19 protein-coding genes and 1 riboswitch are annotated in these 18,421 nt (G+C 71.4%); of the genes, 11 read left to right on the forward strand and 8 right to left on the reverse strand.

The genetic code is table 11. The features are described 5' to 3' along the window. Nucleotides 1–22: 22 nt before the first annotated feature. The 3 genes from ACZ6TB_RS34175 to ACZ6TB_RS34185 are packed head-to-tail and all read left to right on the forward strand — an operon-like array spanning nucleotide 23 to nucleotide 2,265. Entirely contained in the window at nucleotides 23–535 is a 513-nt protein-coding gene (locus tag ACZ6TB_RS34175; RefSeq protein WP_465561595.1) for a SigE family RNA polymerase sigma factor, read from the forward strand. Beyond that, complete coding sequence (locus ACZ6TB_RS34180) at nucleotides 519–1,610, forward strand: hypothetical protein (protein WP_465561597.1); 1,092 nt, start codon at nucleotides 519–521, stop codon at nucleotides 1,608–1,610. Before ACZ6TB_RS34175 ends, ACZ6TB_RS34180 begins: the two co-directional genes overlap by 17 nt. A 16-nt stretch (nucleotides 1,611–1,626) precedes the next feature. Further along, complete coding sequence (locus tag ACZ6TB_RS34185; RefSeq protein ID WP_465561599.1) at nucleotides 1,627–2,265, forward strand: UbiX family flavin prenyltransferase; 639 nt, start codon at nucleotides 1,627–1,629, stop codon at nucleotides 2,263–2,265. On the opposite strand, the gene ACZ6TB_RS34190 is transcribed toward ACZ6TB_RS34185, so the two are convergent. Beyond that, nucleotides 2,238–2,513: a BldC family transcriptional regulator gene (locus ACZ6TB_RS34190; protein WP_026206443.1), complete on the reverse strand. Its 276-nt coding sequence runs from the start codon at nucleotides 2,511–2,513 to the stop codon at nucleotides 2,238–2,240. The genes ACZ6TB_RS34185 and ACZ6TB_RS34190 overlap by 28 nt on opposite strands. 212 nt (nucleotides 2,514–2,725) lie before the next feature. On the opposite strand from ACZ6TB_RS34190, the gene ACZ6TB_RS34195 reads away from it, so the two are divergent. Then, nucleotides 2,726–3,175, forward strand: a complete 450-nt coding sequence (locus ACZ6TB_RS34195) for an Lrp/AsnC family transcriptional regulator (RefSeq protein ID WP_465561601.1) — start codon at nucleotides 2,726–2,728, stop codon at nucleotides 3,173–3,175. 3 nt (nucleotides 3,176–3,178) lie between these two features. Here ACZ6TB_RS34195 and ACZ6TB_RS34200 read toward each other — a convergent pair whose 3' ends face one another. The 3 genes from ACZ6TB_RS34200 to ACZ6TB_RS34210 all read right to left on the reverse strand — a co-directional run bounded on the left by ACZ6TB_RS34200 (nucleotide 3,179) and on the right by ACZ6TB_RS34210 (nucleotide 7,536). Then, nucleotides 3,179–3,802: a putative glycolipid-binding domain-containing protein gene (locus ACZ6TB_RS34200; protein ID WP_465561603.1), complete on the reverse strand. Its 624-nt coding sequence runs from the start codon at nucleotides 3,800–3,802 to the stop codon at nucleotides 3,179–3,181. A gap of 89 nt (nucleotides 3,803–3,891) precedes the next feature. Then, nucleotides 3,892–5,499: a DEAD/DEAH box helicase gene (locus ACZ6TB_RS34205; protein WP_465561944.1), complete on the reverse strand. Its 1,608-nt coding sequence runs from the start codon at nucleotides 5,497–5,499 to the stop codon at nucleotides 3,892–3,894. 525 nt (nucleotides 5,500–6,024) lie between these two features. After that, the gene (locus tag ACZ6TB_RS34210; protein ID WP_465561605.1) at nucleotides 6,025–7,536 is read right to left on the reverse strand and encodes a hypothetical protein; all 1,512 of its coding nucleotides are present in this window, start codon (nucleotides 7,534–7,536) and stop codon (nucleotides 6,025–6,027) included. A 112-nt stretch (nucleotides 7,537–7,648) separates the two neighbouring features. Between ACZ6TB_RS34210 and ACZ6TB_RS34215 the strand changes: the two genes are divergently transcribed. Next, nucleotides 7,649–8,347: a hypothetical protein gene (locus ACZ6TB_RS34215; RefSeq protein WP_465561606.1), complete on the forward strand. Its 699-nt coding sequence runs from the start codon at nucleotides 7,649–7,651 to the stop codon at nucleotides 8,345–8,347. A gap of 92 nt (nucleotides 8,348–8,439) precedes the next feature. Here ACZ6TB_RS34215 and ACZ6TB_RS34220 read toward each other — a convergent pair whose 3' ends face one another. Further along, nucleotides 8,440–10,125, reverse strand: coding sequence for a C40 family peptidase (locus ACZ6TB_RS34220; protein ID WP_465561608.1), 1,686 nt, complete (start codon nucleotides 10,123–10,125; stop codon nucleotides 8,440–8,442). A 223-nt stretch (nucleotides 10,126–10,348) separates the two neighbouring features. Between ACZ6TB_RS34220 and mqnE the strand changes: the two genes are divergently transcribed. From mqnE to ACZ6TB_RS34250, 6 genes are all read left to right on the forward strand, one after another. After that, the gene (mqnE, locus tag ACZ6TB_RS34225) at nucleotides 10,349–11,518 is read left to right on the forward strand and encodes an aminofutalosine synthase MqnE (protein ID WP_465561609.1); all 1,170 of its coding nucleotides are present in this window, start codon (nucleotides 10,349–10,351) and stop codon (nucleotides 11,516–11,518) included. Between the two features lie 35 nt (nucleotides 11,519–11,553). Next, nucleotides 11,554–11,982, forward strand: coding sequence for a hypothetical protein (locus tag ACZ6TB_RS34230; protein ID WP_465561611.1), 429 nt, complete (start codon nucleotides 11,554–11,556; stop codon nucleotides 11,980–11,982). Nucleotides 11,983–11,995: 13 nt separating this feature from the next. Further along, the gene (locus ACZ6TB_RS34235) at nucleotides 11,996–12,424 is read left to right on the forward strand and encodes a DUF4229 domain-containing protein (protein WP_465561613.1); all 429 of its coding nucleotides are present in this window, start codon (nucleotides 11,996–11,998) and stop codon (nucleotides 12,422–12,424) included. Nucleotides 12,425–12,690: 266 nt separating this feature from the next. Next, nucleotides 12,691–12,751, forward strand: a riboswitch (cobalamin riboswitch). Nucleotides 12,752–12,871: 120 nt separating this feature from the next. Beyond that, a complete protein-coding gene (locus tag ACZ6TB_RS34240; protein ID WP_465561615.1) occupies nucleotides 12,872–13,807 on the forward strand; it encodes an ABC transporter substrate-binding protein in 936 nt (311 codons plus the stop codon). After that, nucleotides 13,804–14,895 (forward strand): FecCD family ABC transporter permease, encoded by a 1,092-nt coding sequence (locus tag ACZ6TB_RS34245; RefSeq protein ID WP_465561617.1) that lies wholly within the window; start codon nucleotides 13,804–13,806, stop codon nucleotides 14,893–14,895. Before ACZ6TB_RS34240 ends, ACZ6TB_RS34245 begins: the two co-directional genes overlap by 4 nt. Before the next feature lie 188 nt (nucleotides 14,896–15,083). After that, nucleotides 15,084–15,860: an ABC transporter ATP-binding protein gene (locus ACZ6TB_RS34250; RefSeq protein ID WP_465561946.1), complete on the forward strand. Its 777-nt coding sequence runs from the start codon at nucleotides 15,084–15,086 to the stop codon at nucleotides 15,858–15,860. Nucleotides 15,861–15,869: 9 nt separating this feature from the next. Here the strand turns inward: ACZ6TB_RS34250 and ACZ6TB_RS34255 are convergent, their stop codons facing one another. The 3 genes from ACZ6TB_RS34255 to ACZ6TB_RS34265 form a co-directional block, all read right to left on the reverse strand. Continuing rightward, complete coding sequence (locus ACZ6TB_RS34255; protein ID WP_465561619.1) at nucleotides 15,870–16,694, reverse strand: GDSL-type esterase/lipase family protein; 825 nt, start codon at nucleotides 16,692–16,694, stop codon at nucleotides 15,870–15,872. Nucleotides 16,695–16,805: 111 nt separating this feature from the next. Next, nucleotides 16,806–17,633: an SGNH/GDSL hydrolase family protein gene (locus ACZ6TB_RS34260; RefSeq protein ID WP_465561621.1), complete on the reverse strand. Its 828-nt coding sequence runs from the start codon at nucleotides 17,631–17,633 to the stop codon at nucleotides 16,806–16,808. Nucleotides 17,634–17,656: 23 nt separating this feature from the next. Further along, nucleotides 17,657–18,406, reverse strand: a complete 750-nt coding sequence (locus tag ACZ6TB_RS34265; protein WP_465561622.1) for a VOC family protein — start codon at nucleotides 18,404–18,406, stop codon at nucleotides 17,657–17,659. Between the last annotated feature and the right edge of the window lie 15 nt (nucleotides 18,407–18,421).

An 18,421-nucleotide genomic window follows, 5' to 3' on the forward strand; every position in this document is an offset into this window, starting at 1 on the left:
CAGTCATCTCCGTCTAATCCGCGTGAGCGACAAAGAGGCCGAGTTCCGGGAGTTCGTGAGCGCCCGGATGGACTCGCTGCGCGGGCTCGCCTACCTCACCTGCGGGGACTGGCAGGTCGCCGAGGACGCGGTTCTCGGGGCCCTGGCCAAGCTCTACGGGCGGTGGCAGCGCGTGGACAACCACGAGGCGTACGCGAAGACCGCCGTGGTGCGAGCCGCGATCGACGAGACCCGGCGGCCGTGGTGGCGGCGCGAACAGGCGCACAGTCACGCCGCGCTGCCCGACCGGGCCGTGCCCGACCGCACCGGCATGATCGAGGACCGGCTGCACGTACGGGCCGCGCTCGATCAACTTCCGGCCAAGGTGCGGGCCGTCCTCGTGCTGCGGTTCCTCGAGGGGCTGAGCGTGCAGCAGACCGCCGCCGCCCTGCGCTGCCCGGAGGGGACCGTCAAGGCGTACACGTCGCGGGGCCTGGACACGATGCGCCGCATCCTCGACGGCCGGTGGGAGGGGCGTCATGAAGCAGCTGTCTGATCTGCTGAACGAGGCGCGGACGGACGCGCCGCCGGCCCGGTACGACGTCGACGATGTCGTGGCCGCCGGGCGTCGCCGGGTGCGCCGCCGGAACGCCGGGTGGGCGATCGGGGCCGTGGCGGCGGTAGCCGTCGCGATCGGGGTTCCCCAGATCGTCACCCGGGCCGATCCGGCGCCGCAGCCGGTCACGCCGCACGTCACCACACCGGCACCCACGCCGCCGACCGGTTCGGCCGTCCACTACTCGTTCGGCGGCTACTCGGCGGGCACGTTCCGGGTCGCCGCCCCGAGCAGCTGGAACCTCGGCGGCGAGATGGCGGCCATCCGGAAGGCGGGCTCGCCCGATGTGGTCGGCTGGCTCAACGTCTTCCGCCCCGGCGTCGACCCGTTCAGCCGGAACAAGCAACCGCCAACCGAGGAAGACACGGCGCCGGTACGCGGCCGGCACGCCTTCTTCGTCGAGCAGGGCGGCTCCAACGAGCGCTACATCGCCTGGGAGTACGCGGACGACGCGCTCGCCCTGATCGAGCCACACGTCATGCGGGGAATGACCGACGCCGAGCTGAGGCAGGTGGCCGAGGGCTTCGACCGGGGAAGGGTGTCGGAGGTCCGCCTGGCCTTCACGACCGGCTACGTGACCGGCGACTACACGCTCGTCGACGTCTTTGCCGACCTGAGCAGCGGGGTGCCCTCCGCGGCCACCTTCGTGCCGGCCGCCCAGGCCGCGGCCCGCATGCGCCAGCCCGACCATGGCCTGCCGCCGGACTCGCAGGGCGAGGCCTCCAAGGTCGTATCCATCCGGATCGCCACGCCGTCCCAGCGGTCGTCGCCCGAGGTGCCCACCAAGACCAGCTGCATCGACGGCCATCGCCGCGACGGGGTGCTGTACGGCGGCAGCTGCGGCCGTCCGCTGCCCGGCGGCAAGTACGTGCTCGATGTCGTCGGCCCCCAGGTGAGCCAGAGCGAGCTCCGCAAGATGCTGGACTCGGTCAAGGTCAACGACCCGTCGATGCCCTCGGCCTGGGTGCCCGTGACCACCGCCATCCCGGCATCGCACCTGCTGGAGCGGTACTAGCGGGCACACTTGAGGCATGCGTGAACCATGGGTCGTCGGCGTCTCGGGCGCCTCCGGCACGCCCTATGCCCGGGCCGTGCTGTCCGCGCTCCTCGACGCCGGCGAGTCCGTCGACCTGGTCATCTCCCGGGCCGCCCGGCTCACCCTGCTCGACGAGACCGGCACGACCGTACGGGACGCGCATTGGAAGGACGACGTGGCCGCCTGGCTCGGGCGCGATCTGGGCGACCTCGCCTACTGGCCGGCCGGCGATCTGGCGGCGGGCCCGAGCAGCGGCTCCTATCCCGCGAAGGGGATGGTGGTCGTGCCCGCCAGCACCGCGGCCTGCGCCGGCATCGCCATCGGTCTCTCGAAGGACCTGTTGCAGCGGGCCGCCGAGGTGAACCTCAAGGAACGCCGGCGCGTCGTCGTGGTGCCGCGCGAGACCCCCGTGACGCGCAGTCACCTGGAACATCTGATCGGACTTCTCGATGCCGGGGTGGTCGTGTTGCCGGCCAGCCCCGGGTTCTACGGCTCCGGGGCGTCGGCGACCGCTCAGCAGCTCATCGACTTCGTCGCGGGCAAGGTGCTGGACGCGCTCGGCGTACAGCACACGCTTTTGACTCGGTGGAAGGGCGAGCTGAACGCTCAGCGCAACCCATTCGGTGGGCCGTAACCCATGCCAGGGTTGCTGGGGCCCGCATTTCGGGGACGATTAGCGGCGTCGTCCTCGCGCATCTCCTCGACCACGCCGTCGCCCTCGAGGAGGGCGCGGACCTCGGACTCGCGGAACCGGCGGTGGCCACCCGGAGTCCGGATGCTGCCGATACGCCCGGCGGCGGCCCAACGCGTGACCGTTTTGGGGTCGACGCGGAATAACGCGGCCACCTCGCCCGGTGTCAGCAGACGATCTCCAGTGTCCACAACCCCCTCCTCGCGTCGGTCTTCTGGAGCGGCCGTGATCACGGTGAGTGTCGGCGTGCTCGATCGGGACGTAAAGCCATTAGAGCATTGCCCCGGAACCGAGTCCCTGGAATGCGGAAAAAGCCCTAATTGCGACAGTGATCGTTATCCTGCCGCCGATTCGTCGCTACCGGGCGTGAGTAGCCATCTGCCACCCGATTAGGGTCTGACCCATGGACTCCATCGACCTCCGGCTGATCGACCTGCTACGGGAGAACGCGCGCTCGTCGTACGCCGAGCTGGCCCGCAAGGTCGGGCTGTCGGCGCCGGCCGTGCACGAGCGGGTCGGCAAGCTCGAAGCGGCCGGGACCATCCGCGGTTACCGGGCCGACGTCGACCACGACGCGCTCGGCCTCGGGGTCACGGCGTTGATCGGCATCATCGAGGACTCGGGGGCGGACACCGACGACGTGCTCGCCGCGCTGCGCGCCATGCCCGAGGTGGAGAGCTGCTACTTCATGGCCGGTGTGGAGTCGTACCAGCTGATCGTGCGGGTCGGGACGATCGCCGAGCTGGAGCAGCTGATCGTGCGCATCAACCGCACGCCGGGGGTGGCCTCGACGCGTACGGCGATCGCCCTGTCGACGAAGTGGGAGAACCGCCCGCAGCCGGGCCTCGGGTGAGATTTACTGGGCTCTGCGCGCCAGTCCCGGATAGTCGACCACGAAGCCCTCGTCATCGACGGTGAGGTCGGCGCTGAACGTCTCGCTCGCGTACCGGATGCGGTTGTCGCCGAGCGGGGTGTAGATCTGGTCGGCCTGGACGACCTCGAGACTGGGCAGGAGCACCCAGGCGGCGCTGATCCGATGCGAGACGCCGGGTTCCGCCTTGAGCAGGCCGAGGCGGCGGATCGGCAGCGTGTTGGTCAGGGGTGATCCACCGAGGTCGACGTCGAACGCCCCGTACAGGAGATCGGGGTCCTCAATGCCCGGAAGCCCGGCGCCGGCGTGCCCGGCGGCCGAGAGCACCGCGTCGAGGTTGCCCTGCTCGGCGGTGGTGGCGCGCCAGCGGTTCGCGGCCAGCTCGAGCCGGACGCTGCGGATCCAGCCCGCGCCCTCGGCGGTGACGTCCAGGTGGGCCGTGGACCAGCCCGGCTCGGTGCGGAGCTCGTAGCGGCAGGTGTACGGGATCGGGTCGACGGCCAGGGCCGTTCCGCGGGCATAGAGGCCGGTGCGCGCGTCGATCAGGGCGTGCTCGGACCCGGTGGTGTCGCGTCGTTCCCAGAAGAGCGAGTCAGGCGTCGGCGGCATGCCTCTACCTCTACCCGACGATTCGGCTCTCCAACAGAGTTCCGGCCCCCTGCACAGGTGCAGGGGGCCGGATGACTCGCGATCAGATGTCAGTACGAGCGGGCGGGGCGCGCCGAGCCGAAGCGGCCCGAGGTGCCGTCGCGCCGGTCGTTGCGCGGGTTGTCCCGGCGGAAGCCGGTCGAGCGCTCGCCGTTGCGGGGTGCGAAGCCGCGGTCGCCACGGGGGCGGTCGGTGAACGGGCGGTCGGTGGCCGGGCGGTCGCTGGCCGGGCGGCCCTCGAAGCCGCCGCGGTCGGTGCGCTCGCCGCGGTCGGTGCGCTCACTTCGCTCACCGAACGGGCGCTGCGGACGGTCGCCGTAGGAACGCTGCGGACGGTCACCGAAGCTGCGGTCACGGTCCGTACGGTCGCCGCGGGGGCGGTCACCGTAGGTGCGCTGCGGCCGGTCACCGTACGAACGCTGCGGACGGTCGCCGAAGCGGCCACGCGGACGGTCGCCACGCTCGCGGCGGGGCTCCGGCTCGTCGACCACGGGCACGCCCGAGGGCTCGCGAGCACCGGTGATCTCGGTGAGCTTGGCGTCGCCGAGACGCACCCGCACCTCGCCCGGCGCGACGCCGGCCCGGCCCATCATGGCCTGGGTGCTGCGGCGCTGCTTGGGCAGCACGAGCGTGACCACGCCGCCGGACTCGCCGGCCCGGGCGGTGCGACCCGCACGGTGCAGGTAGTCCTTCGGGTCCTTCGGCGGGTCCACGTGCACGACCAGCGAGATGCCGTCGACGTGGATGCCGCGGGCCGCGACGTCGGTCGCCACGAGGACGCTGGTGCGGCCCTCCTTGAACTCGGCGAGCGTGCGGGTGCGGACCCGCTGGGTCTTGCCGCCGTGCAGCGCGCCGGCCCGGACGCCGACCTGGCGGAGCTGCTCCACCAGGCGGTCGACGCCCATCTGCGTACGGGCAAAGACGATGGTCTTGCCCTGCCGGTTGGCGATGGCCGCGGTGATCGGGAACTTCTCCTGCGGCGGGATCAGCAGCAGGTGGTGGTCCATGGTGGACACGCTCGCCTCGACGGGCGCGGTCGAGTGCGTCACCGGGTCGTGCATGAACCGCTTGACCAGGGTGTCGACGTCACCGTCGAGAGTGGCCGAGAAGAGCAGGCGCTGCGCGTGCTCGGGCGTCTTGGCCAGCAGCTCGGTGACCTCGGGCAGGAAGCCCATGTCGGCCATCTGGTCGGCCTCGTCGAGCACCGTGACCTCGATCTCGTCGAGGCTGCAGGCGCCCCGCTCGATCAGGTCGCCGAGGCGGCCCGGGGTGGCGACGATGACCTCGACGCCGCGGCGCAGCGCGTCCATCTGGCGGTCGTACGGAACGCCACCGACGGCGGTCTTCAGGAAGACGCCGACGGAGCGGCCGAGCGGCTGCAACGCGTCGGCCACCTGCATGGCCAGCTCGCGGGTCGGCACCAGGATCAGGGCCTTGGGGTGGTGCGGCTTGGCGCGGCCACCCTGCGCGACGCGGGCGAGCAGCGGCAGGCCGAACGCCAGCGTCTTGCCGGAGCCGGTCTGGCCGCGGCCGAGAACGTCCCGGCCGGCGAGGGCGTCGGGCACCGTCGCGGCCTGGATCTCGAACGGGGTGGTGATGCCCTCGCGGGTGAGCACGCGCACGAGCTCGCCGGGGAGGCCGAGGTCGGTGAAGCTCATGACCGAGGTGGCGGGCGTCTCCGTGGCGGGCGTCTCAGTGACGGCCGTCTCGGTGGCGGCGGGCGGCTCGGTCGCCGCGGCCGTATCGGTTACCGCGGCCGTCTCGGTTACCGCGGCCGTCTCGGTTACCGCGGCCGTCTCGATCGCGGCGGCCTCCGGGGCCGGGCTCGCGTCGGCCTCGGTCACGACAGCCTCGGTCACGACAGCCTCGGTCGGGGAAGTCTCGTCAGTAGCGGGGGTTTCGAAAACGGACGGGAACGTGCTGGGATCAGCGAAAGTGGTCAAGAGAACCTCTCTACGGGGGCGCATGCTCGCGAATGGCCCGCCGCGGCTGCCATGAGCCTGCCGCTGTAATGCCCGCAAGAACGCCCGTGGCGTGCTTCGTAAAGGCACGCCGCGTCAACAACTGTCATAAGTGTACGGCTCAACGTTTGGCACGCCGACCGCATTCCGTGCCCGCAGTGGGCAGGCTCACCCCTCGGGGCAACCTCGCCAGGATAGGCGTGATTACGCGGAGCGACAAACTCAGCCGAACATTCCCGAGATCATGTCGGTGAAGGCACTGCCCGCGGTGAGCAGGAACACGACGCTCACCGTCACCAGCAGACCCAGCACGACCAGCATGGCAATGACCACCTTGAGGTTGCCGCGGCGCCGGTCGACGATCTCGTCACGCCAGCCCTGAGCCAGGATGTGGCCGGTCAGCGACCCGGAGTTCTCCACCGCGTTGGTAGAGACGGGCATCGTTGTATCGATCGACGGGTAGCCGCCGGTGCCATAGACCGTGCCGCCCAGGCCAGGGTCGCCGGGGACGGTGCCGGCGCGCTGCTGCGGTACCGCCATCGTGGCCGCCGGATCGAACCCGGGCGGATACGCCGGCGGCGGGCTGACCTGCGCGGTCGGCGCCGAATTCACACCGAAAGGCTGGGTCATGGCGGCCGGTCCGCCGACCCCGAACGGGTTCTGCGGCGGACTCGCCACCGGCTTGGCGGGGGTCGAGGGCGGCATCGTGTACGCCGGAAGTCCGCTGCCGCCACCGACCGGCTGGGTGGCGGCCGGCGGCATCACGGCGGGCTGAACCGTCGTCGGCTGACTCGACCGCGACGAGATCGTCGGCGGCGGCGGAAAGACCGGCTGCGGCGGACCGGGCACCGGGCTGGGTCCGGGCGGACCGGGCACCGGGCTCGGGCCGGGACCCGGGGGCACCGGCGACGGGCCGGGACCGGGCGGAACCGGAGACGGACCGGGGCCAGGCGGAACCGGCGACGGGCCGGGACCCGGGGGCACCGGGCCGGGCGGCATCGGGCTGGGCACCGGCGGCGAAGGGGCCGGGCCCGGCGTCGGGTTTGGAGTCGGGCCGGGTGTCGGGCTCGGCGCCGGGAACGGCGACGGCCCCGGGAACGGACTCGGTCCCGGGAAGGGCGCGGGCTCGAACGGTCCGGGCCGCTTCGGCGGCTCGGGCCGCGGCGGCGCCGGCACCGGGTGCGGCGGCTCGGGCTTGCCCGGCTCGGGCTCCGGCTCCGGCTCGCCGGGCTTGGGTTCGCCGGGCTTGGGTTCGCCGGGCTTGGGTTCGCCGGGCTTGGGTTCGCCGGGCCTGGGTTCGCCGGGCCTGGGTTCCGGCTTGGGCTCGCCCGGGTGCGGGTCGCCGGGCTTCGGCTCGGCCGGCTCCGGCTCGGCGGGCGTCGGGTCACCGGGCTCGGGGCGCGAAGGCTCGGGCCGCGAAGGCTCGGGCTTGGGGTCGCTCGGCTGCGGCGGCTCGGGGTCGGTCGCCTCGAGCGGCGCCTTGGCGGTCTCGGCGTCGGACTTGGGGGGCGTGACGGTCGCCGAGCCGATCGACTTGGAGGACACGGCGGGCTTGTCGGTAGCCGACGACTCGGCCGGCCGCCCGCCGTAGACGTTCGCCTGGCCGCTCGGCCACGTCGCCGCCCGTACCGCCGCCGGGTCGGCGTTGATCGCCCCCGGCACGGAGGCACGAGCCGCCCCGGCGCCGGGCTTGGGCGGAAGCGCCCGCGAGGAATCGTCGACCAGCTCGGGCACGAGGCCGTCGCCACCCGGGCTGACCGGACGCGCCGAGCCACTGACCCGACCCGGCCCGGAAACCGGCGCCGAGGCGCCAACCGAGCGCGAGGTGCCGCCGGGCGCGGAGCCATTGTCCGAGCGCGAGGTGCCGCCCGGCCCGGAGACGGGCGCGGAGCCGGTCACCGAGCGGGAAGTGCCGCCTGGCCCGGAGACGGGCGCCGAGCCGCTCACCGAGCGCGAGGTGCCGCCAGGCCCGGAGACGGGCGCGGAGCCGTCGTCCGAGCGCGAGGTGCCGCCCGGCCCGGAGACGGGCGCGGAGCCGCTCACCGAGCGGGAAGTGCCGCCCGGCCCGGAGACGGGCGCGGAGCCGCTCACCGAGCGCGAGGTGCCGCCCGGCCCGGAGACGGACGCCGAGCCGCTCACCGAGCGGGAGACGGTGCCGGGCTCGCCGACGCGGGCGGAGCCACTGATCGGGCGGGAGGTGCTGCCGGGCCCTGAGACGGACGCTGAGCCGCTGATCGAGCGCGATGCACCGCCCGGCCCCGAGACGGGCGCGGAAGCGGCGGGAGAGCCGGATGTGGGCGCTGCGGGCGGCTTTCCGACTACCGCGCGGCCAGTCGAGGGCCTGTCGGCGGCCGGGGTCGCCCAGAGCGCGCCGGGGGCCGGGGGCGGCGGAGGGGCGTACTCCTCCTGGTCGTCACCGGCAGCCGGCTTCGTGCCGTCGCCGTCCGGTGTCGCCTGCCGCTCGTCCATGAACCCTCCCGACCGCGCGCCGACGGTTCGGGGACGCCGGACGCTGCCTTTAACCGTGCCATATCCGCGCTCGTGAGCACACCCGGCACCAACCCGGCCACTCGCACGGCCGGTCCCTTACCACCGGAATGGCGATCTTTTACCGCCCGGTCGACGGCCGAGAGCGGATCAACCGGCCGACGCCGAGGGCGAAGTGGTCGCCTCCTCGGTCGCGTTTGCCGAGCTGGTGTTGGTGGTCGCGGCGGCCGAGGTGTCCGACGGGTTCGTGCCGCTCGTCGTTCCCGAAGCGGGGGTGGTCTCCTCCGCGGCCGGCGTGGTGGCGGCCGCGGTGGTCGCCGGGGTCGTCGGCGTGGTGGTGGTCGGCTTCGTCGTCGCCGGGGTGGTCGGCTGTGTGGTCGCGGGCGTGGTCGGCTGGGTGGTCGCCGGGGTCGTCGGCTGCGTCGTCGGCTGGCTGGTGGTCGGCGACGTACTGGGCGTGGTCGGCGACGTGGTCGGCTTCGACGTGGCCGGAGTGGTCGGCTTCGTCGTGTGACCCGGCGTGCCGGTCGGGCTCGTCGGCGTCGTGTTGTCGGGCGTGGTCGTCGTCGGGTCGTCGGCCGGGTCGGGATCGGGCAGGCCGAGCACCGGGCCCTCGGTGGCGCCCTCGACCGAGCCGAACACGCGGGTCGCCTGGAAGAGCCGCGTCCAGCGGACCGGAGTCAGCCGCACGTTGAGACCGGTGCGCGGGGCCTCGACCATCATGCCGGCGCCCGCGTACATCGCGACGTGGTGAATGCCGCGCCAGCTGTTCGAGTAGCTGAAGAAGAGCAGGTCGCCGGGGAGCAGCGAGTAGCGGTCGACGACCTTGTTACGGGTCTGCCAGTACTGGTCGCGGGACACCCGGGTGAGCGGGAAGCCGACCGAGTGATACGCCGCGTACATCAGGCCGGAGCAGTCGTACTTGTCCGGGCCCTCCTCGGACCACACATACGGGTCGCCGCGCTGGGCCAATGCGTACTCGAGAGCCTGGATGGCCCGCGGGTCGGCGCCGCGCCCGGCCTCGTTGCCCGCCAGGTACTGCGCGCCGAGCTGGCTGTCGGCGGCGGTCTCGCTGGACTCGGCCGCGCTCAGCTCGTCGGCGTGCGCGAGCTCGAGAGCCTGCTGCGCTGCCTGCTTCTTACCGAGCTGGGTGTTGAGCGCGGTGTATTTGGTGACCAGGTCTTCGTGGTGCCGCTTGGCCAGCGTGTCCTCGTCCAGCGCGAGCTGGACGGTGGTCTCCGCGTTCTCCAGCTGGCGGGCGGCGGCCTGCTCGGTGCCGAGGTCGCCGCGCTGCATGCGGGCGAGGTCGTCGAGGCCGGCCAGGCCCGGGTCGAACGCGCCGGGCGGCAGGGCCGCGGCCTCGATCATCGACTGGGCGGCGGCGCTGTCGGCCTCGGCCCGGGCGACCTGCAGCTGGTCGACGGCCTTCGTGTATCTCTGCTCGGCGGTCTGCTGCTGGGTCACCGCGAGATCACGGTCGCTGCCGACCTGGATCAGCTGGTCGCCCATCGTCGCGATGTCGGCGCGACCTTTTTCGATCTTTTGGAGGACCGGGCTGGTGGCGGCGCCGATGATGCTGGTGGCCGGTGTCGTCGTGGTGGGTGTCGTCGTCGCGGTCTGGCCGGGCATCACGAGGGAGCCGAGCGCCATCGGCCGGGAGCCGACGTCGGGCACGGCGGGCGCGATCGGAACCTGCGGCACGCTGGGCGCGGCCAGCGCCGGAACGGGGTTGAACAGGGCCGCGACGGCCGCCGTCGCCGCAGCCGAATACAGCGCGGGACGCCACCATGGGCGCGCCGCGCGGTATTGACGGTCCGCGTGCCGTGCTGTCGCCATGAGCTCCCCGTCCGTAGCGGCGGTCGGGGGTGTGACCGTCGCTCCTTCGTGTCCCTCTAACTGCTTACCGCATCCATGACACGCGTGTCGATCGATCAGTGGTGAAAGAAAGCTGGGAATCAAGAGAACGGTGGCGTGAGCTGGACCGCTCGGACCGACAGTAGTCGTGTTCTTGTCGGGGGTGGGTCGTACTCTCGACGGCGACGTTAGGAAAGGGGCGCACATGGATGCCGGACTGAAGCGCGAGCTCGAGGCAAAGGTCTACGCCGGCGAGCGGCTGAGTCGCGAGGACGGCATCGCGCTCTACGACTCCGACGATCTCGCGTGGCTGGGCCGGCTCGCCCACCACAAGCGCACCGAGATGAACGGTGACCGGGTGATGTTCAACGTCAACCGGCACCTCAACCTCACCAACGTCTGCTCGGCCAGCTGCGCTTATTGCTCGTTCCAGCGTAAACCGGGCGAAAAAGACGCGTACACGATGCGCATCGACGAGGCCGTGCGCAAGGCCAAGGAGATGGAGGACGAGCAGCTCACCGAGCTGCACATCGTCAACGGCCTGCACCCGACGCTGCCCTGGCGTTATTACCCCAAGGTGCTGCGCGAGCTGAAGGCGGCGCTGCCCAACGTCAAGCTCAAGTGCTTCACGGCCACCGAGGTCCAGTGGTTCGAGAAGATCAGCGGCCTGCCCGCCACCGAGATCCTCGACGAGCTGATGGACGCCGGCCTCGAGTCGCTGACCGGCGGCGGCGCCGAGATCTTCGACTGGGAGGTCCGGCAGCACATCGTCGACCACAACTGCCACTGGGAAGACTGGTCGCGGATCCACCGGCTCGCCCACGAGAAGGGGATGAAGACCCCGGCCACCATGCTCTACGGCCACATCGAGGAGCGCCGGCACCGGGTCGACCACGTCATGCGCCTGCGCGAGCTCCAGGACGAGACGGGCGGGTTCGCCGTCTTCATCCCCCTGCGCTACCAGCACGACTTCGTGGACTCCCAGGACGGCAAGATCAGAAACAGGATTCAATCCCGTACGACGATGGCCGCGCCCGCGGAGTCGCTGAAGACCTTCGCCGTCTCCCGTCTGATGTTCGACAACGTGCCGCACGTGAAGTGCTTCTGGGTCATGCACGGCCTGTCCGTCGCCCAGCTCTCGCTGAACTTCGGCGTCGACGACCTAGACGGCTCGGTCGTGGAGTACAAGATCACCCACGACGCGGACTCCTACGGGACGCCCAACACGATGCACCGCGACGACCTGCTCCACCTCATCTGGGACGCGGGCTTCCAGCCGGTCGAGCGCAACACGCGGTACGAGGTCGTCCGGGAGTACGACAAGCCCACGTCGCTGGCCGACCGGCGGAGTGAGCCGCAGCAGGTCTGGGCGTAAAGGGACGACTCGGCACGGCGTACCCTCGGGGTGTCATGACCGAGACCAAGAGTGAGCGGCGCCCCCGCCGCGACCCCAGCGGACGCCTGGCCACCATCGGCGATCTGCTGGGCACCGCGCTCGCCGGCCTGGTGACCGGTGTCGTGGTGCTGCTCGCGTTCGAGGGGATCCTGTCGCTGACCAGGGTCTCCCAGTTCGGCCACACGAGCGGCTGGCTGGTGCTGATCCTTCCGCTGTGGCTGTTCACCGAGGAGTTCCGCGCCGCGGGCCCCGGGCCCTATCGCTTCGTGGTCGCGATTTTGGCCGCGGGTTTCGGCGTGACCGCCGGCATGACCTGCGCCGGGCTGGCCGCCCCCACGTTCCCGGCCCTGGTCAGCGGCATCGTCGGCGCCGGCGCGTGCGTGGTCGTCTATTGCCTGATCTGGTTCTACGGCCTGCGGTGGCTCAGCCATCGAGCGGGTTAGGGAGAGATAGAGAATGAACCCCGCAGTCAAGTACACGCTCGGCCGCCTGGGCCTGTTCGTGCTGCTCTTCGTGCTGCTCCTGCCGCTCCCGCTGAACATCCTGATCAAGGCGATGATCGCCCTGGTCGCCTCGGCCGTCCTCTCCTACTTCTTGCTGGCCGACTGGCGCAACAAGATGGGCGAGCAACTGGCCGGCGCCGCGTCCCGCCGAACCGCCGAGAAGGAGCGCCTGCGAGCCGCCCTGGCCGGCGACGAGGAGGCCGCCGCCGAGGGCGACCGCGCCGCCGACAGCATCAGCACCCGCGGCCGCCCCGACGACAGCACCGGCACCCGCGACCGCGCCGACGACAGCACCGGCACTCGCGACCGCGCCATCGAGCCGACCGCGGCCGAGCTCGAGCCGGAGGCGGCCGTCGCCGAGCCGGCCCAGGAGAAGAAGTAACCCAGCGCCCTTTGCTCTGCTCACCAATACGCGCGGCCTGGCTGGCGCGTATGGGTAAGCAGAGCGATGCGGTCCGGCAGTGCGTGCGCCCCGGCTGGCGCGTATAGGTAAGCAGAGCGATGCGGTCCGGCGAGGCGCGCGGCCTGGCTGGCGCGTATGGGTAAGCAGAGCGATGCCGTCCGGCAGTGCGTGCGGCCTGGCTGGGGCGTCGGCCGTAACGCTGTCGTGGCGGTGGGATAGCGTTCGAGAGACCGCGCCGCAGCGAAGCCGGTGGGAAACCGGCGCTGTCCCGCAACTGTGATGCCTCCGTGGTGAGGTCTAGCCAGGTCGCCTGCGTGTCGGTCGCGAAGTAGCGCTCCCGGGGAAGGGGCGCCTCGCGGACGGGCCGGTGATCCGGGTCCTGTCGGCGAAGCACCACCAAGCGCCCGGCCGACAGGAGGAAGTTCGATGAAACGTGTGCTCACCGCGGTCGTGACCGTTGCCGCCCTGATGTTCGCGGGCGGGTGCGGGGGAGGCGACGACACCGCGAGCTCCACCAGCACGCCCAGCGCGGCCGCCAGTGCGGCGTCCTATCCGGTGACCGTCGGCGATCTCAAGCTCGACGCCCAACCCGAGCGGATCGTCTCGCTCACACCGACCGCGACCGAGATGCTGTTCGCGATCGGGGCCGGGTCGCAGGTCGTAGCCGTCGACGATCAATCGAACTATCCCGATAAAGCGCCCAAGACGGACTTGTCGGGGTTCAAGCCCAACGCCGAGGCGATCGCGGCCAAGAACCCGGATCTCGTGGTGCTCTCCAACGACACCGACAAGATCGTGGCGCAGCTCGGCAAGCTCAAGATCCCGGTGTTCCTGACGCCGGCGGCGGCCAGCATGGACGACACGTACAAGGAGATCGGCGAGCTCGGCACGCTCACCGGGCACCAGGCCGAGGCCGAGGCGCTGCACCAGCAGATGGTCACCCAGATCGACAAGATCGTGAAGGGCGTGCCCACCCGCACCAAGCCGCTGAGCTACTACTACGAGCTCGACCCGACGCTGTACTCGGTCACCTCGAAGACGTTCATCGGGTCGATCTTCGCGATGTTCGGGATGACCAATGTGGCCGATCCGGCCGACGCCGACGGGGGCAAGGGCGGCTACCCGCAGCTCTCCGCGGAAGCGCTGATCAAGGCGAACCCGGACACGATCTTCCTGGCCGACAGCAAGTGCTGCCAGCAGTCGGCGCAGACGGTCGGCGCGCGCTCGGGGTGGAAGACGATCACGGCGGTCAAGAGCGGCCAGATCTACGCGCTCGATGATGACATCGCGTCACGGTGGGGTCCGCGTACGGTCGATCTGGTCCAGTCCGTCGCCGACGCGGTGGCCAAGGTCCCGGCGTGACCTCAGGCCTGCGCGAAGCGCGGCCGACCAAGCCGGCGGTGGTCCGCGCCGCCGGCCTTCGCCCCGCCTGGCTCGCGGGCGGCATCCTCGCGGTCCTGGTCGCGCTGGTCGCGGGCCTGGCGTTCGGCTCGGTCCCGCTGCCCCCGGCGGGCGTCGCGGCCGAGCTGCTCAACCTCATTCCGGGCGTGCACCTGCACAGCGGCCTCACCGAGCGTGAGGTCGCGATCCTCACCGAGCTGCGCCTGCCGCGCGTGGTGCTGGGCCTGCTGGTCGGCGGCATGCTGGCCATGGCCGGCGCCGCCTACCAGGGCGTCTTCCGCAACCCGCTGGCCGACCCGCATCTGCTCGGCGTCGCGGCCGGCGCCGGGCTCGGGGTGACCGCGGTGATCGCCGTCCGGTCCACGACCGGCGACGCGACCGTCAACCTGCCGTTCGGGGTGCCGGTGGCGGCCTTCGCGGGCGCGCTCATCGCGGTGGCGCTCACCTGGCTTCTCGGCGCGGCCGGCGGCCGCGATCGCTCACCGGCCACCCTCATCCTGGCGGGGGTCGCGGTCTCGTCGTTTCTCGCGGCGGCTCAGACGTACGTCATGCAGCGTCACGTGGACACGCTTCGCGAGGTCTATTCCTGGCTGCTGGGCCGTCTGGCCACGGCGGGCTGGCACGACGTGCTCCTGGTCCTGCCCTACGCGGCGGTGACCGGCGCGATCGTGCTGTCGCAGCGCCGCGAGCTGGACGTGCTGACCGTCGGCGACGAGGAGGCGACCGGTCTCGGCCTGCACCCGCAGCGCAGCCGCTACCTGCTGATCGTCGCGGCATCGCTGGGCACGGCCGCGGCCGTCTCGGTTTCCGGCCTGATCGGCTTCGTCGGCATCATCGTCCCGCACACGATGCGGCTGCTGGCCGGGCCCAGCTACCGCTCGATCCTCCCGCTGTCGGTGCTGTTCGGCGGCGCGTTCCTGGCCCTGGCCGACCTGCTGGCCCGCACGGCCGGCGGCCAGGCCGAGATCCCGATCGGCGTGGTGACGGCCTTCTTCGGGGCGCCGTTCTTCATCGTGGTGCTCCGCACGACGAGAACGGCCGCGCCGTGACGGCCGGCCCCGCAGACCGGGAGAAAAGCCGTGAGGTGCCGGAAAGCGTGGCCGGCAAAGAGCCGCAAAGCGGCCCGGGCGAGGCGGCCGGCGATCCCGAGGGCCGCGCGGGTGTGCGGGAAGGCGGCGTGGGCGCGGTGGTCGGAAGGCCGGAGGGCGGCGCGGGCGTCCGAGACGGCGAGGCGGGCGTGGCAGGGGCGAAGGCGGTCCGGGTGGCCGACCTCCGGGTGCGATTGGAGAAGACCCTCATCGTCGACGGGGTCGACCTCGACGTCGCGCCCGGGGAGTGGGTCACCATCATCGGGCCCAACGGGGCGGGGAAGTCCACGGCTCTGCGGGCCATCGGGGGACTGTTGCCGTTCGAGGGCGTCGTCGAGCTGAACGGCGTCGCCGTCGAGAAGCTGCATCGGCGGGAACGGGCCAAGACCATCGCGACCGTCGCGCAGACGCCCGTGGTGCCGCCGGCTATGCGGGTCGTCGACTATGTGCTGCTCGGGCGTACGCCCTATGTCGCGCCTCTCGGCCGTGAGTCGGCCGCCGACCTCGCCACCGTCGACGGGGTCCTCGGCGAGCTCGACCTCGAGCGATTCGCCGGCCGGCGGCTCGACACCCTCAGCGGCGGCGAGCGCCAGCGGGTCTTCCTGGCCCGCGCCCTCGCCCAGGGCGCCCGCATCCTGCTGCTCGACGAGCCGACCAGCGCGCTCGACATCGGACACCAGCAGGAGGTGCTCGAGCTCGTCGACCGCCTGCGGGCCGAACGCGGCCTCACCGTGCTCGCCACCATGCACGACCTGACCACGGCGGGCGAGTACGCCGACCGGATGGTGCTGCTGGCCGCCGGGCACGTGGTCGCCGCGGGCCCGCCCCGGCTGGTGCTGACCGAGGACAACCTGGCCAAGCACTACCGGGTGCGGGTACGCGTCATCGAGGGCGACCACGGCCCGCTGGTGGTTCCGGTCCGCTGAGAAGCTGAGTCACTTCAAAAACGCGGCGAGCGGGATCCCCTGAGTCCGGAGTGCGTTCGCCACGAGGCCGGCGATCTGCTGCGCCCCGTACGTCTCGAAGTGGGTGTGGTCGTTGCAGAAGAACGCGCCCAGCGCGCCCGTCCCGTAGTTCCCGTTGTTCGGGCAGAACCGCACGCTGTTGTAGAGGTTCACGCTCAGTGTCTGCAGGTCGATCACCGGAGAGCCGGTCGCCGAGCCGGCCGCGTTCGTCTGCGTGACGAAGCCGCGGTTCTTGACCGCCGTGCTGCCCGAGCAGGTGATCGCCGCGACGGCGGTGAGCAGGATCGGGTGCGCGCCCCGGGCCAGCGCCGCCTGCGCCATCATCGTCATCAGCTGCTGGTATCGGGCCGTGCCGACGTGCCGCGGGCAGTTCGGGTCGCCGTCGTTGATGCCGAACTGGACGAACAGGTAGTCGCCGGCCTTCATGCCGGTGAGCATCTCCTGCCAGCGCGACGAATACGCGGTGGAGCTGAGCGCGCACTCGCCGGCCGAGTTCTTCGTGCCGGTCACGTTGCCCTCGTAGAGCCAGGTCTGGATGCTGCGCCCGGCGACCGCCCGGTTGTTGACGGTGACGCCGTTGAACCGCGCCGCGAACTGGCTGCCCCACCCGACCGGGCAGGTGGAGCCGGGGTTCGCCATCGTCGAGTCGCCGGCCAGCCAAACGGTGGGAGCGGCCAAAGCGGCATCGGCGGAACGGGCGGCAGGCGCGGCGCAGGCGGCCGAGGCGACGGCCTCGACCGGCGCGGTCAGCAGGGGCACCAGCAGCGCCAGAACGGCAAGAGTCCGAAATTTCATGGCATCTCCTCCACGGATGAGCGGGCAAGGCCGTGGGGAGACAGGCCAATCAAACAGTGACACCCATCAATGGATGAGACAAGGAGATGAGACAAGGAGGAGTAAGGAGAATCAGGCGAGGTACGCCGCCAGCGGGCTGCCCTGGCTCCGAAGCTCGTTCGCCACCAGGTAGGCGATCTGCTGCGCCCCGTACGACTCGAAGTGGGTGTGGTCGTTGCAGAAGAAATAGCCGACCGGTCCCCGCTTGTAGTTCCCGTCGTTCGGGCAGAGGTGCAGGTTGTTGTAGAGGCTGAGGCTGAGCGTCTGCAGGTCGAGCACCGGCGCCCCGGTCACCGCGGCCGCCGCGTACGTCTCGGTGACGAAGTTGCGGTTCTGCACCGCCGTGTCGTGCGAGCAGGTGATCGCCGCGACGGCCGTGAGCAGGATCGGGTGCACGCCGCGCTGGATGGCCGCCTTCGCCATCACCGTCATGAGCTCCTGGTAGCGCGCCGGCCCGACGTGCCGCGGGCAGCGGATCTCGTCGTCGTTGATGCCGAACTGGATGAACAGGTAGTCGCCGGGCTTCATGGCAGCGAGCATCTCCTGCCACTGCTGCGAATACGCGGTGGTGCTCAGCGCGCACTCACCGTTGCCGCCCATCTGCCCGACCGCGCCCTCGCCGTAGAGCCAGGTCTGGATGCTGCGCCCGGCCAGCGCGCGGTTCTTGACCGTCAGTCCCTTGAAGAGCGGCCCGAACTTGCTGCCCCAGCCGACCGGGCAGCCGCCGACGGGATCGGCCACCGTCGAGTCGCCGGCCAGCCAGACGGTCGGTCCGGCCGGACGCGAGGGGGCGGCCCAGGTCGGGGTGGGCGAGGCCGAGCAACCGGCGAGCGACGCCTGGGCCGGGACGGCCAGCAGCGTAGCGAGCAGTGCGAATGCGGCGAAGGGGCGAAATCTCACTAAGTCTCCGGTACGGGAAACGCCTACCTGTTGCTGGCCAGCACGGCGAACATCCCGCCCTGTGCGTCCTCCAGTACCGCATACCGTCCGATCGACAGGCTCGTCGGGGGGTACAGGACCAGCCCGCCGAGCGCCGCCGCGTGCGCCGCCGTCCGATCGCAGTCGTGCACGGCGAAGTACACCATCCAATGTGGCGAGACGTCGGCCGGCCACAGATCGGTCGGCATCGGCTGAATGCCGCAGATCGCCGTCTCGTTCAGTTTGGCCACCAAATACGGCAGGCCGCTCATCTCGCTGTCCCGGAACGCCCAGCCGAACACCGAGCCGTAGAAGGCGCGCGCCTCGACCAGGTCACGGGTGTTCAGCTCGTTCCAGGTCAGGGCGCCCGGCACGTCGAAGAGGGCGGCGCCGCTCATCGAGTACGCCTGCCAGACGCTGAACGGCGCGCCGCCCGGGTCGAGGAACGCCGCCATCCGGCCCTGGTCGCCCACGTCGAAGGGCGCCACCAGCACCTTGCCGCCGTTCGACGCGACCCGGGCGGCCACGTCGTCGGCGTTCGAGGTCGCGATGTACGTGCTCCAGGCGGTCGGCTGGCCCCCGTCGTAGAGCGGGCCGGCGCCGGCCACCGGCCGCCCGTTCAGCAGAAACGTCGTGTACGAGCCATCGTCGTCGATGTCCCACCCGAACAGCGCGGTGTAGAAGCGCTGTGCATCCCGTAGGTCCGCGGTCCCCAGATCTACCCAGGTCGGAAAGCCGGGCGTCGACGCGCTCATGAACGGATCGTCGCA

Source organism: Actinoplanes sp. NPDC051537 (assembly GCF_055586105.1).

Coding starts and splice junctions, on each gene's coding strand:
- ACZ6TB_RS34180 (WP_465561597.1), top strand. CDS start 519: ATGAAGCAGCTGTCTGATCTGCTGAACGAGGCGCGGACGGACGCGCCG.
- ACZ6TB_RS34185 (WP_465561599.1), top strand. CDS start 1,627: ATGCGTGAACCATGGGTCGTCGGCGTCTCGGGCGCCTCCGGCACGCCC.
- ACZ6TB_RS34195 (WP_465561601.1), top strand. CDS start 2,726: ATGGACTCCATCGACCTCCGGCTGATCGACCTGCTACGGGAGAACGCG.
- ACZ6TB_RS34200 (WP_465561603.1), bottom strand. CDS start 3,802: ATGCCGCCGACGCCTGACTCGCTCTTCTGGGAACGACGCGACACCACC.
- ACZ6TB_RS34205 (WP_465561944.1), bottom strand. CDS start 5,499: ATGAGCTTCACCGACCTCGGCCTCCCCGGCGAGCTCGTGCGCGTGCTC.
- ACZ6TB_RS34220 (WP_465561608.1), bottom strand. CDS start 10,125: ATGGCGACAGCACGGCACGCGGACCGTCAATACCGCGCGGCGCGCCCA.
- mqnE (WP_465561609.1), top strand. CDS start 10,349: ATGGATGCCGGACTGAAGCGCGAGCTCGAGGCAAAGGTCTACGCCGGC.
- ACZ6TB_RS34230 (WP_465561611.1), top strand. CDS start 11,554: ATGACCGAGACCAAGAGTGAGCGGCGCCCCCGCCGCGACCCCAGCGGA.
- ACZ6TB_RS34235 (WP_465561613.1), top strand. CDS start 11,996: ATGAACCCCGCAGTCAAGTACACGCTCGGCCGCCTGGGCCTGTTCGTG.
- ACZ6TB_RS34240 (WP_465561615.1), top strand. CDS start 12,872: ATGAAACGTGTGCTCACCGCGGTCGTGACCGTTGCCGCCCTGATGTTC.
- ACZ6TB_RS34255 (WP_465561619.1), bottom strand. CDS start 16,694: ATGAAATTTCGGACTCTTGCCGTTCTGGCGCTGCTGGTGCCCCTGCTG.
- ACZ6TB_RS34265 (WP_465561622.1), bottom strand. CDS start 18,406: ATGAGCGCGTCGACGCCCGGCTTTCCGACCTGGGTAGATCTGGGGACC.